This is a genomic window from Peribacillus sp. TE19612, assembly GCF_056279465.1.
The window spans coordinates 130683-144470 of record NZ_JBWCCL010000007.1 but is presented as its reverse complement, the minus strand read 5'-3'; the positions used below and the strand labels follow the sequence as shown (position 1 = coordinate 144470).

The 13788-nt window shown below is 34.8% G+C and carries 11 protein-coding genes; 5 read left to right on the top strand and 6 right to left on the bottom strand.

What is annotated here, in order from left to right; all coding sequences use genetic code 11:
• Positions 1-9: 9 nt before the first annotated feature.
• Positions 10-426 (top strand): DUF2690 domain-containing protein, encoded by a 417-nt coding sequence (locus tag ACZ9AO_RS14245; RefSeq protein WP_063594989.1) that lies wholly within the window; start codon positions 10-12, stop codon positions 424-426.
• Positions 427-838: 412 nt separating this feature from the next.
• Here ACZ9AO_RS14245 and ACZ9AO_RS14240 read toward each other — a convergent pair whose 3' ends face one another.
• The 4 genes from ACZ9AO_RS14240 to ACZ9AO_RS14225 all read right to left on the bottom strand — a co-directional run bounded on the left by ACZ9AO_RS14240 (position 839) and on the right by ACZ9AO_RS14225 (position 4359).
• Positions 839-1399: an HPP family protein gene (locus tag ACZ9AO_RS14240; protein ID WP_476109301.1), complete on the bottom strand. Its 561-nt coding sequence runs from the start codon at positions 1397-1399 to the stop codon at positions 839-841.
• Between the two features lie 195 nt (positions 1400-1594).
• Positions 1595-2119, bottom strand: coding sequence for a GNAT family N-acetyltransferase (locus ACZ9AO_RS14235; RefSeq protein WP_476109300.1), 525 nt, complete (start codon positions 2117-2119; stop codon positions 1595-1597).
• A 147-nt stretch (positions 2120-2266) separates the two neighbouring features.
• Positions 2267-3253, bottom strand: a complete 987-nt coding sequence (locus tag ACZ9AO_RS14230; RefSeq protein ID WP_476109299.1) for an NAD(P)-dependent alcohol dehydrogenase — start codon at positions 3251-3253, stop codon at positions 2267-2269.
• Positions 3254-4020: 767 nt separating this feature from the next.
• Entirely contained in the window at positions 4021-4359 is a 339-nt protein-coding gene (locus tag ACZ9AO_RS14225; RefSeq protein WP_476109298.1) for a DUF1360 domain-containing protein, read from the bottom strand.
• Between the two features lie 180 nt (positions 4360-4539).
• On the opposite strand from ACZ9AO_RS14225, the gene ACZ9AO_RS14220 reads away from it, so the two are divergent.
• The 3 genes from ACZ9AO_RS14220 to ACZ9AO_RS14210 all read left to right on the top strand — a co-directional run bounded on the left by ACZ9AO_RS14220 (position 4540) and on the right by ACZ9AO_RS14210 (position 6449).
• Complete coding sequence (locus ACZ9AO_RS14220; RefSeq protein ID WP_476109297.1) at positions 4540-5694, top strand: BMQ_0737 family morphogenetic spore coat protein; 1155 nt, start codon at positions 4540-4542, stop codon at positions 5692-5694.
• 193 nt (positions 5695-5887) lie between these two features.
• Positions 5888-6031: a hypothetical protein gene (locus tag ACZ9AO_RS14215; RefSeq protein ID WP_476109296.1), complete on the top strand. Its 144-nt coding sequence runs from the start codon at positions 5888-5890 to the stop codon at positions 6029-6031.
• The gene (locus ACZ9AO_RS14210) at positions 6015-6449 is read left to right on the top strand and encodes a M67 family metallopeptidase (protein WP_476109295.1); all 435 of its coding nucleotides are present in this window, start codon (positions 6015-6017) and stop codon (positions 6447-6449) included. The genes ACZ9AO_RS14215 and ACZ9AO_RS14210 overlap by 17 nt, the downstream gene beginning before the upstream one ends.
• A 101-nt stretch (positions 6450-6550) precedes the next feature.
• On the opposite strand, the gene ACZ9AO_RS14205 is transcribed toward ACZ9AO_RS14210, so the two are convergent.
• Together ACZ9AO_RS14205 and ACZ9AO_RS14200 are read right to left on the bottom strand one after the other, a co-directional pair.
• Positions 6551-7294: a GT-D fold domain-containing protein gene (locus ACZ9AO_RS14205; RefSeq protein WP_476109294.1), complete on the bottom strand. Its 744-nt coding sequence runs from the start codon at positions 7292-7294 to the stop codon at positions 6551-6553.
• Between the two features lie 43 nt (positions 7295-7337).
• Positions 7338-8579, bottom strand: coding sequence for a hypothetical protein (locus tag ACZ9AO_RS14200; protein ID WP_476109293.1), 1242 nt, complete (start codon positions 8577-8579; stop codon positions 7338-7340).
• Positions 8580-9228: 649 nt separating this feature from the next.
• Here ACZ9AO_RS14200 and ACZ9AO_RS14195 point away from each other — a divergent pair.
• Complete coding sequence (locus ACZ9AO_RS14195) at positions 9229-13770, top strand: hypothetical protein (protein ID WP_476109292.1); 4542 nt, start codon at positions 9229-9231, stop codon at positions 13768-13770.
• The last annotated feature ends 18 nt before the right edge of the window (positions 13771-13788 follow it).

Here is a 13788-nt window from a genome sequence, read left to right as displayed (position 1 = left end):
ATTGCACCCATGAATAAAACGTATGCCCTGTCCTATGATAATACAAATCCTTATTCGACAGGCTGTGTGAATAAAAGTCCAATCACCTATGAAACAGAATATATTTATAAAAACGGTGTGAAAATTGGATATGTTCAGCTAAAAGGAAGTGCGTATTGTCATACGGCTTGGGGATACTTAAAGTTTTATTCGGCTGCTCCGTATGATTATTATGCAAATGTTTGGGTGGATAGTTTTAATGGCACGACAAAGAGAGCATTTACAAGTTGTGCCAGTTCCGGTGGTAACGGTTGGATCATGAAAGGTCAGACGTCCTGTTATACTGCACAATTATGGAATTTAGATCCGTATAATGCTTTGGCCAAAGCAGGTATTTATTCTTCAAGTGGGGCTCTCATTATTTCTGCGAACACCGGTCGTTATTAATAGGTATAAAAGGGGTCCTGACAGAGAAAAAGCGTCTATAACAGTCGATTCCATGCAGTTTATTGACAAAAGGCATTCGGAAAGAATTTATTCCGAATGCCTTTTATGAATTTAATCGCATACCATGCTTTTTTGCATCAGCGAAAATACGATTGCAGGTAACTACTTAGTTTGAACCAAGACAATTTCGTCAAAAATCGGAATCTCTCTTTTTAATTTTAATAAAGATAAGAAAGTGTCTTCGATTATATTGTCGATTTCACAAACCGTTATGGCAGCACCATTGATTTTGGAACGTTCATTGGCCATACGGGCTATATTGAGCCCTTTTTGATAAAGAATACCCGATAATTCGGCAATAACCCCTTTAATAAGGGAGCAGCTATAAAACAGTCAAATATGTAATAAATTTTCATAACCAGTGTTTTGGATATTGTCTTGTTTGAAATAAATTATTATAAATCATCGATATAAAAACTAATAATAAGGTACCTATTACAATTGAAGTCAGGAATCCCCAACCAGCTTGAGAATTGATCGAAACAAGGGCACTAGCTGCCGCGGGCGGGTGAACAGTTTTTGTAAAATTCATTATAATTAATACAATGGCCAATACGAGACCGATAATGAATAAGCTTTTACCAAAGATGCTCCAAATGATAAGAGCTATTGTTGTAGAGATTATATGACCTCCAATAACATTACGGGGTTGTGACAAGAGACTTTTATGCGCACCAAAAACAATGACACAGCTCGCCCCAAGAGGAGCTAATGCCATCGGATATCCTAAATAGACAGCTATAAAACTAATAATGATTATAGCAATGAGCCCACCTATAGCTGAAACAAAGGAATCGATATAATCAATCCTATCCTTTTCCCTAGCTTCGCCCTTCATTTTCTTTAAATATGCTGTTAAACCTATGCTTTGTTGATTGCTCCAACTTTTTTCAACACTTTTTTCGAATTCCATAATTACTATTTTCCTCACGTTTTCTAAGTAAGTCGACAAGTCGACAGGGTTTTTATATATTGTTATCTTACAGGAAAACAATGAATTTTTAAATATATATCTGAATATTCATTTATTGATTCCTGTAAAACAGTTACCATCCCCCACTTTTTTGTCTGTGAACCTTTCAATATTCCTTGGCATATCATTAAGGATTTACTGTAAAAGAGAGTATAGATTAGTATCAAATGAAACATCATTTTGGTACATATAATTTCTTAATATCCCTTCCTTTTTGAAACCTAAATTAATCAACAATTTGTTGGATGCTTTATTTTCAATAAAAACAATTGCTCCAATACGCGTTAATTCAAGCTCTTTAAAACCATAAGAAATCACTTTACTGACAGCTTCTGTTGCATAACCGTTACCCCAATATTTTGGGAAAAGTGCATAGCTCAGTTCTGCTCTTTTATGTTCATGAGACCATTCTTGAAATCCAATCGTTCCAATAATGCCCTCCTTTCCTTTCCATTCAATTCCCCATTTAATTCCATGTTTTTCTTCGAAACTCTTTGAAAAATTCCTAATGATTTGCTTCACCTGATCTGTATTTGTTAATGGAGTTTGCCCATAATATCTTAATACATCTGGATTGGAAAAACATTTTAATAGATCTGCTGCATCACCTTCAAACAATTCTCTCAAGACCAACCGCTTTGTTTCTAAAATCGGAAACATTTTTCCACTCCCTTTGCTATAATTAGATCTATATCGGACCAGCGGCGCACCTCAATAACACCCGTACCCAATACTTCCATATAACCCGGCTGCCTTATAATTAAGAACACACCCCTTAGCTTTTTAAGGGCTTCATTGTTTCACCCATCAGGATTCCCCATTATGTTCCATAGTTATTACGACATTTCCCTTCTTGTGTCCTTTCTCTACATACCTATGGGCTTGAACTAATTCTTCAAACGCATAACATCTGTCAATGACCACTTTTATCTTCCCTGCTTCAACAAGCTCCTTGAGGAAGTTTAGAGCTTCGGGAGTTTCTGGTGAATTTTGACTCAATATCAGCTTCTTGCCGGTTGTCAATTTAGTCCATAGCATTCGAACACCAGGTACCGGTACAGTGACATTTAGATAGGTTCCGTCCTTCTTCAACGATTTCATACAAGCTGAAAACGTACTCTTGTTTACCGCTTCAAAGATAACATCATAGGTCTCACCATCTCTGGAAAAATCCTCTGAAGTGTAATCGATGACCTTATCGGCTCCAAGAGATTTTACCAATTCTACATTCGCGGTACTGCAAACCCCTGTAACTTTTGCTCCGAAATACTTGGCAATTTGTACTGCATAACTTCCTACACTCCCTGAAGCACCATAGACAAGAACCTTTTGACCACTCTGAACGTCAGCTTTTCTAAGATAAAACAATGCTGTACGTGCCCCGATTGGAATGGCTGCGGCTTCCTCAAAAGATAAATTATTAGGTTTTATGGAAACGGGCCCGTCTTCACGCAAGCACTTATACTCGGCATAAGCACCATAACCCACTTGGGAAGCTGCAAAAATCTGGTCACCTGCTTTAAACAGCTTGACATCTTTGCCCACTGATTCAACTTCTCCAGATAACTCCAAGCCCAATATGGTTTTCTTGGGACGTATTAATCCCATAATAATCCGAGCTGGCAGCCAAACAGAGAGGGGAACTGTAAAGCTCCGTGACCGAATATCCCCCATTGTTACCGTTGCCGCTTTTACTTTTATCAGTATTTCATTCTCCTTAGGATCCGGTTTTTCTACCTCTTTCAAATGAAGAACGTCAGGGGGACCGTACTTAGTGTACACGATTGCTTTCATTAATCCTCCTTCAATTCGTTATATTCACTTAAAATTTATTAACCATCAATAACTGTACTTGAACTATCCTGCTCCATTCGTTGAATAAAGAATACCGAATTGCAGAAATGGAAAATTGATAATTCCGGATACATACTCCCAAAAAAGCAATCAATTTTTGAATAATCTAAACGCGTATACATTAGCTTACTCGCCTTCATTTATCTTCATGCCTCTAATAAGAACTCAGCCACCTTAGGACGAGTAAACTCAAGTCGCGATAAGTACCTCCCTGAGCATTTCCTGGCTTAATTCCGTACATATTAATCTATCTTCATCTTTGAGTTCTTACATTTTTGCAGGAGAAACTGTGTTCTAAGAACAGGTTTTATTCCTATTTTTAGCGGGTCAAACTGGCTAAGGATTTCTTCGGCATCATATGCCTAATAATCGGCTCACCCCCATGATCTCGGCCAACATGCATTTTTAATGAAGTTTTACTCCAATTTATATTTCCATTTCAATTCCTATTATTATAAGAAAAAATCCATTCGTACCGAATGGATTTTAATCAATCGCTTGCTCCCTGATAGTTAATAATAAAGTTTAATGTCTCTCTCGTACTTGCTATCAATCTAAAACAGTTTTGGATTAATTTTGATCTAAAACCCAAGAATATATAAGCCTCTCTGTCCATTAAGCACTTATTTGATGTTCAGCATATACTTTTAGTCTGAATATCGATACATAAAGTTCATTATGCTTCTACCACCTACACCATTATGCTTTCATGATTTTGATTCAATAAAAGCGGCAGCTCCCGCAACAGCAAAGACCAATAGGAGTGGAAAAGCGGCTGGTAAATAATAATAAATAAGTACAGTAATGACGGAACACCAAAACCCTACACACCAATAGCAACTTAAAAGCGAACCTATGAAATAACGAAGTCCCGATCCTTTTATTTCAATGATTTCCTCCAGTTGTCCAGAGGCATTTTCTTGGATGGTGGCAGTCAAGAAAGGTTTTCTGATGAATGAAGTAATTTCGTCAAATACAATTAAATGAGTTAACCGGAAGGTAGCCAATATTAAAATAAAAAAATCAAGCCATTCAATAGCCAACACCTATTCACCTCCTAATCTTTCTTTTAAGATTTTATGATTAGAATTTTGATTATATAAATATACATTTATAAATTCATAATAATTTATTAGCCCATTTTCTAAGAAAAATGTACCCATAAAAAGATATCCCCATAGTATGTTAATGTGTTCAAAACCTGATACTGAAGGGAAAGATGTTTGATGAAAAAAAGGAACGTCAAATCTATTCAGGGCCGACAAGTGGTACCGAACCCCATCGGACCTGAATGTATTCGAGTTACTAAAGTATATGACTGGGTTGTTCTAACAAATCGTGACCGCAATAAAGTTCAAATACCTGAGGAATGCTTTGCGGCAATTGAAGATGCACGTCATGATGGTAACACAATAACCGCTACTTGTTCGGAAGTAGTTGGTACACGAAGCTGTGATTTTATCGGAGCCATTCCAGCTAACATTCCTACTGTTCCAGGGGCCCAAATTGTTTCTCTTGCCTTCCATGTCCATATCCGGGTTCAATTCTTTTGCAATGGAGAACCAATTCCAGGGTGTAATTTCGTAGTACCTGTTAGTTTCATGGATGAAGTAATCCTATGTTTCCCAGAGGGAACAGAAATCAACTGTAATATTTTCGATGTTCAATGTACAGTTGTTTTAAATCAAATGCTTGGTGATATGGTTGTACTTGATGTGACCATGTGTAAAGATGTTCAAGTTGAGGCTGAGGTTAAGTTAGAAGTCGAAGCTAAGTTCTGTGGACCACGTCCTGTCATTCCAATTGAAGAAGATGGGTTCATTTGCCCAACACCACGATTCCCTCAACAATGCCCAACCTTCTTCCCGACATTGAACTGCGACTGCCAAGGTGCAGCTGACTTTAGTGGCGAAGCAACTATTAGTGTAGTAGAAAGTCCTTTAATCGGAGTTCTTAGGCCTAATGCAACAGGACGATTGGATCTCACGGCTATAGTTTGTGACCAATGTACCCTTTCTGGAAGCAGAATACAAGTTACCTTCATCGATACACTAGGACCGACACCTATCGGAACACCAGATGATGATCTTGACCAAAGCTTTACGTTTACAGCCAATGATTTTAGACAGCCTGAATGTAGAACAAATGCTGCTGGATTAGTAACTGGGCTTACAGTAACAGGTACTGGTATTTTAACACCTGCCGGGGGCGTTCCAGAAAATGCTGATTTCACTCTAGACTTAGTTGATGGTGACCCGGGTGTAGATACTGCTACCCTCACGATAAATGGTGCAACTATAACAGTTAGAATTGCTCTGACAGAATTAGCTAACCCTGGATTAGAGGTTGAAGTAGGAGATTGCGATCGTTTCCCTGTATAATACTAAAAACCCGAGGGATATTAATCTCTCGGTTTTTTTTTGTAAAGAAACTTGGAAAGTCCATTTCCATTATTTACTTCAACACTTAGTAAATGTATCCCACATTTTAGGCGACCCATTTATTAATTATTAGGTTACATAAAGATTCATGTTTTCATATTTATAGAGCATACCTATAAAAGGAGAGAAAAAAATGGCATCTGATAAGCTAAGACGTAAAGTAAGAAGAAAATTAGGAATGTCAAACCTGCAACCCGCTCAAAAACAACAAATCACTCCCTCTGCCCTCCAGGTTCGGCCAGTACGAGCAAAAGGCTGCTGTGGTAAAAACAAATGATCCAGGTTTAACATCCGGTACTTTTTACATCACAAATAATGTTAGGCAAAAATTGATTTCCCATTGCAAAAGCGAACTTCCTTATGAAGCCTGTGGACTGCTTTCAGGGGGCAATGGGGTCGCTGAAACATTTTGGCCAATGGAAAATGTCAATAGAAGCTCCTTTTCTTACTCGATGGATTTAGATCAAATTCGTCATGTATTTGAACTTATCGATAGGAGGAATGAAGATTTTATTGGTATCTACCATTCCCACCCAACAGATAGTGCTTATCCGTCAGAAGGAGATATTACCTTAAATAACTACCCAGAGGTAGGCCACCTTATTATTTCGTTTGCAAACTCGACCCCTGATATAAAATGTTTCCAACTAACAGGAAAAAAAGCATTTCCGATTCAATTAAAATTCGTAAACTGAATTTAGTGTAACTACGATACTCGCACCTCTTCCTTATGCATTCAAGGTTGAATCTGCGAGTATTCTTTTATATCCTTTATTTCCCTACAATGTTTATATTTTTAATTTTTGTTGTCTTCTTTAAACTGATCATTCCACTTTTTTACTAGGTCGGAATGTTTGTATTCTTTTCCATCAAGAATCATATCAAGGGCATGCCCGAAATCAATGGCAACCTTCTGGGTGAATTTTGCAATTCTTGGAGCTAAAATGGTTGCCGGAATTCCGGCAGAAATTAACACTATTTCCCATTTCCGTTTAGACTTTAGCTCATTTTGTACTTTATTTAATTCTTCATAACCATTTAAATCTATACTGCCAGTAATTTGTACGCCTTGTTTTTTAAAAACGATTTCTGCTTCTTTTGAACGGCGTCCAACAAGAAATACCTTCTTATCCCACAGCCATGGCCATAATGTCCCCTCATCCAAGAGGCTCTGCATGATCCAAGCACAACAAGCTTTCGGAGGCATGAACTTCAGTTGTTTAAGTACAGTTCGGGTTTGTTTTGCCCAAGGTTCCAGTCGCCAAGGAGCTATCAAACCAGCAATGTCTGTATCCCGCAATGACCTGACCAATTCCCTCCTCATTATCTCTGGTGAATTGGATACTCCCGCATAAGACTCATATCGTTTAAACTCCTGAACCAATAATCCATTGGCAGGCCAGCTTAAATAGCTTATTTCACCTATTCCAAAACGGGCAAGAGAAAAGCCCTTTTTCTGTTTTATCGCTTGGTCCAATAATTTTATCACTTTCATATTATCTAATAACTGGTTCTCAAAGTGATAATTCCCTTCAAACACCTCACTCCCACCCCCAATATGCTCTGCCATTTACCCTTTTACACTATTGTTTCTTCGTTAATAATAAGGAAATTTGATTACTTGAACTGATTTCCAGATCTTGTTCTTTAAAAAACACAAAAGCTTCTACACGAATATTGCTGTTTTCTACAGGTTGAAGGACGCTTATTTGTAAGTTAGTTAAAGATTCTGTTTGCCTAGGGTTAATATTTTTAGTTTGAATTGGACATATCCAGGTTTCTCCATTCTCCATTTCTTCAAACCATTCATCATTCATATATTTCCACCCTTTTGTTTCTTCATTTTTCATGACCCCCAACGTTTCGGCAACATTCGGCGGCAATATTTGCCCAGATATTTTTATACTTTCTGAAGGGGTGGAACGCAGACAGATAACGGGATTCCGCAAAACTTCCGTACCTATATTTTTAATATGAAGATTTCCAATAAGCTTGATTTTGTTACGTTCTTCAAGTTCTTCAATAAAAATATGATAATCTAAAAACACTTCTGCTTCTTTTCTTTTAGTAATAGTTGGTTTCTTTAATAAAAACTTTTTCTTTTCTGGTAAACTTTTTTCTTTTTCCATGACAGGCTCTAAATTTATCCCAGTATTTTCAGAATGAACAAACATGTTTGAGAAAATTTCAATTGGAACTAATGACAAAACAGATAAAGGTGAACTTTCGTGAAATCTAGCCAATATTCCTATTGTTATGGACATCGCATATTTCTCACCAAGTTTTTTCCAAAAATCTTCATCCGTAATAACAGGATACATAATCTGTATATTAATAAAAGGGTTACTTGAGCTTCTGACTACCTCATTAGATTTAAATTTTGTTCCAGTTCTGGCACATTCATAATGAAAAATATCCAATAACTTTTTATTAGCTGATTTCGAATTATGAACTAATTCAAGAATGGGCTCTTTTATTCTTGGAATTTCAAAGAGTGAAAAGCATACATGAAAATCAGCCCTTTCTGATTCCTTCTTTTCATCTATAAGTATCACCTTTGCCCCACATGCAGATAGGAAAGTTTGAATATACTCCAGCACCTTCCTTTCTAGAAGGTGCTTTCTAAAGGTGTTATATTTAACATCATAGTCGGAAGAAATGACAATTCTTTTACCATGCAATGCAGAACTTAAGTGTACCTTCTTATTTTCAGTGTCTGGCTGCACATCAAAACCCAATTCCCTGAAAAGATAAGTAAATGCCGGGAGAGACTCATAGGGGATGGCTCCTGCCCTTTTATCTCCAACTTCTACGTTAATATCCATTTATGTATCCCCCTCTATATTAATCCTGGTTACAGATTTACTATTCAAAAGGATTAAATAATACCATATGGCTCTTTTCTCACAACCCTTATACCACCCAATATTTATAATATGTAAGAGAAATGAAGAAATGATAAAGAATACACTTAGCAGTCTCTAATTGCTTATGTAAATTTGTATATACAATATTAAAAGGAAATGCAGTGCCTCCATCCATTTAAATTCTTAAGGATTTTATGAGGGATTCAAAAAGGGGATAAATATAATCACCAATTTGAAATACGGTACATATAACTATTATGGAATCATTTATAAAGGGATCAGTATTTGATTAAAACCAGTCACATGAATATTGAAAAATTGAAATCAAAGATTTTTCGGTCAAGATGATCATTTTATGAGGAAGAATTTTCTTTTGTCTACCCTACCCCTTCAATGATTTGGATGTCGCTGTGTTCCTAATATGAAGCAACACGAACACTCTCATAAACGGTACTCCACACCCATAAAAATCTTGATAAACATCTCCGCATAGGAACTTCTTGGTCATTTACAGTCGCTCAATCTCATCCTGTCTAATTGATTTCTTATTAGTACTGGCCGGAGATTGCCGCCTGTCACACGTGATCAAAAATAAGGAGTGGTTATTTTGTACACAGATGATGAAAAAGGCAATGAAATACAAAAAAGTAAATTGAATAAAATAACTCCAGTTCAACTTCAGCAAATGATCATTCATCTTAGATCTGAACTTTCCCTATACAAATCAAAAGTTAATGAATACGAAGTCGATTATAGTAAAAAGAAAATAAGAAAACTAATAAAACACAATGAAGAAATGGTAAATGAACAAAGAACATATCAAGAACTAATCAATCGGAAGGAACATGAAAGAAAAAGTGCAGAAACCAAGGTTCAGAAATTGGAAGAAGAAATTAAGAAATACAAGGCTGAACTACAGTACTTTAAAGAAACCAAAACAAACGACGAAAAGAAAAATAACGACATAAAAACTCTTGGAGATAAGAATAAATTATTACAAAGTGAAATTGCTTCTCTCCAAAAGAAAGTTAAAGATTATGAGTCTGCTCAAAAACAATATGTTAAAAATGAGGAATTTAAAAGCCATGATGGTTTTCAAAAAATGGCGGATGGGCTTACAGAGGTGAAATCCCTTCTTGCTCCAGTCAATAAAAAACTAACTAATTTAGATGTACAAAGCATAAATTTAGAGATTGAGAAATTAGTTGAAAAAGTTATGTTTTATTTTCACGAGCAAAATATTTTCAAAAATGAAATTCAAGAGTTAAAAGGAACCATTCATTCTCTCAACGAAAAAGAAATGAATTATAAAAATGAAATGAATCAGCTTACTAAAACCATTGATCTTTTATACGATCAAGAAAAGCAATATAAAGTGGAGATGAATCATTTAGAAAAAGCACTTTCAGATAAGGAAGAGCATCATAAAAAAGATATAAAAAAATATAAGAATGAAATTGATCATTACATTTCAAAGATTAGCCACCTATCCGAACAGGAAAGTCAATATAAATTGGAGATTGAACGTTTAGAAGAAGCCCTGATCGAACTTTCCGAAAAGGAAGAGCAGCAGAAACAAGTTATCGAAAACTTTAAACATGAAATTGAAAATTATACTCAAATGATCGACCACCTATCGGAGCAGGAAAGTCAATTTAAGGTGGACATTGCAAATTTAGAACAGATGATTATCGATTTAAAGGAAAAAGAGAACTACCATCAACAAGAAATCGATCAGTTAAATCAAACGATTAGCGATGCATCCCAACAAGAAAATAAATATAAATTGGACATTGAAAGTTTAGAAAAGGCTATAATCGAACTTTCCGAAAAGGAAGAGCAGCAGAAAAAAGTTATCGAAAACTTTAAATATGAAATTGAAAATTATACTCAAATGATCGGCACCCTATCGGAACAGGAAAGTCAATTTAAGGTGGACATTGCAAATTTAGAGCAGATGATTATCGATTTAAAGGAAAAAGAGAACTACCATCAACAAGAAATCGAACAGTTAAATCAAACGATTAGCGATGCATCCCAACAAGAAAATAAATATAAATTGGACATTGAAAGTTTAGAAAAGGCTATGATCGAACTTTCCGAAAAGGAAGAGCAGCAGAAAAAAGTTATCGAAAACTTTAAACAGGAAATTGAAAATTATACACAAATGATTGGCCACCTATCCGAACAGGAAAGTCAATATAAGGTGGACATTGCAAATTTAAACCAGATGATTTCCGATCTAAAGGAAAAAGAAAACTACCATCAACATGAAATCGATCAGTTAAATCAAACGATTAGCGTTGTATCCCAACAAGAAACTAAATATAAAGCGGAGATTGAAAATTTAGAGAAATCTATGATCGAACTTTCCGAAAAGGAAGAGCAGCAGAAACAAGTTATCGAAAACTTTAAACAGGAAAATGAAAATTATATTCAAATGATCGATCAACTAGCGGAACAGCAAAGTCAATATAAGGTGGACATTGCAAATTTAGAACAGATGATTTCCGATCTAAGGGAAAAAGAGTCCTACCATCAACAAGAAAACGATCAGTTAAATCAAACGATTAGCGTTGTATCCCAACAAGAAAATAAATATAAAGCCGAAATTGAGAATTTAGAGAAATCCATGATTGAACTTTCCGAAAAGGAAAATCATCATAAGCAAATTATCGAAAGCTTTAAACATAAAATTGAAAATTATACTCTAATAATCGGCCACCTATCCGAACAGGAAAGACAATATAAAGTGAACATTGAGAGTTTGGAACAGATGATTACCGATCTAAGGGAAAAAGAGAACTACCATCAGCAAGAAATCGATCAGTTAAATCAAACGATTAGCGTTGTATCCCAACAAGAAAATAAATATAAAGCCGAGATTGAAAGTTTAGAAAAAGTCATGATCGAACTTTCCGAAAAGGAAGAGCAGCAGAAAAAAGTTATCGGCAACTTTAAACAGGAAAATGAAAATTATACTCAAATGATCGGCCAACTATCCGAACAGCAAAGTCAATATAAGGTGGAAATTGCAAATTTAGAACTGATGATTATAGATTTAAAGGAAAAAGAGAATTACCATCAACAAGAAATCGATCAGTTAAATCGATCGATTAGCGTTGTACCCCAACAAGAAAATAAATATAAAGTGGAGATTGAAAGCTTAGAAAAAGCCATGATCGAACTTTCCGAAAAGGAAAATCATCATATACAAGTTATCGAAAACTTTAAACAGGAAATGGAAAAATATAATCAAACGATCGACCACCTATCCGAACAGGAAAGTCATTACAAAGTGAACATTGAGAATTTGGAACAGATGATTTCCAACCTAAAGGAAAAAGAAAACTACCATCAACAAGAAATCGATCAGTTAAATCAATCGATTGCCGTTGTATCCCAACAAGAAAATAAATATAAAGCCGAGATTGAAAGTTTAGAAAAAGCCATGATCGAACTTTCCGAAAAGGAAGAAAAGCAAAAACAAGTTATCGACAACTTTAAACAGGAAATTGAAAATTATACTCAAATGATCGGCCAACTATCGGAACAGGAAAGTCAATATAAGGTGGAAATTACAAATCTAGAACAGATGATTATAGATTTAAAGGAAAAAGAGAACTACCATCAACAAGAAATCGATCAGTTAAATCAAACGATTAGCGTTGTATCCCAACAAGAAAATAAATATAAAGTGGAGATTGAAAAATTAGAAAAAGCCATGATTGAACTTTCCGAAAAGGAAAATCATCATATACAAGTTATCGACAAATTTAACCAGGAAATTGAAAATTATACCCAAACCATCGACCACCTATCCGAACAGGAAAATAAATATAAAGCCGAGATTGAAAACCTAGGGCAAATGATTATTGATTTTAAAGAAAATGAAGATAACCATCAACAAGAAATCGAACAATTAAATCAATCGATTACTCTTTTTTCAGGGCAAGAACATAAATATAAAGCCGAGATTGAAAACCTGGAGCAAATGCTTATTAATTTTAAGAAAAATGAAGATAACCATCAACAAGAAATCGATCAATTAAATCAAACGATTGCTCGTGTTTCAGAGCAAGAAAATGAATATAAAGCCGAGATTGATAATTTAGAACAGACGATTATCAATTTAAAGGAAAATCAAATTCAACAACAACAAGAAATCGATCAGTTAAATCAATCGATTGCTCTTGTTTCGGAGCAAGAAAATAAATATAAAACTGAGATTGATAATTTAGAAAAGACGATTAACAATCTAAAGGAAAATGAAAATCAACGTCAACAGGAAATCGATCAGTTAAATCAAACGATCGCTTTTGTTTCGGAGCAAGAAAATAAATATAAAGCCGAAATTGAAAACCTAGAGCAAATGATTATAAATTTTAAGGAAAATGAAAATCAACATCAACAAGAAATCGATCATTTGAATCAATCGATTGCTCTTGTTTCAGAGCAAGAAAATAAATATAAAGTGGAGATTGATCATTTAAAAAAGACGATTATCAATTTAATGGAAAATGAAAGTCAACATCAACAGGAAATTAGGGACTTAACCGGTTCCATAATAGATTTAAAAGATAAAGAAATTAATTATTTGAAAAAAATGGAAACTACAAGTGAAACGGTAAATGATCAAAAAGCAAATGAAATACATGGTAAAGATGAACGAACAAAATATATTAAACAACGAGAAAAAAATCATTTGCAAGCAACAGGAAAAATGGAAAAACCTTTTAATAATAATGGAAAACAACAGCAAGTTGAAAATACTCGTGTTAATATGGGAAATTTCAATTCGCCAAATAACAAAGAAGTAATTAATCAACCAAGTGCGTTTCGATTCACGAAAGAAACAAACCAACAAAAAAATACAACCCAAAATTTTAATATGCAAACATCACATTGTCAAACACACTTTACCCTAAGTAAACCGAGTTACACAGAAATTGATAGAACACAACAAAATTATAATTCCGGGATCATGTCATCGTATCAGAAAAAAGATTACCAAAATACTAAATTTAAAAACAATAATGCAGATTCATTTTCATTAGATATGTTTTATAAAAACCATCCTTTATATAATTTGCATTCTGGAGCGCAAAAAACAGCGATAGATCCCTTTAAGAATTTTAGAAAGCATTAATAATGACCATTATTTAGA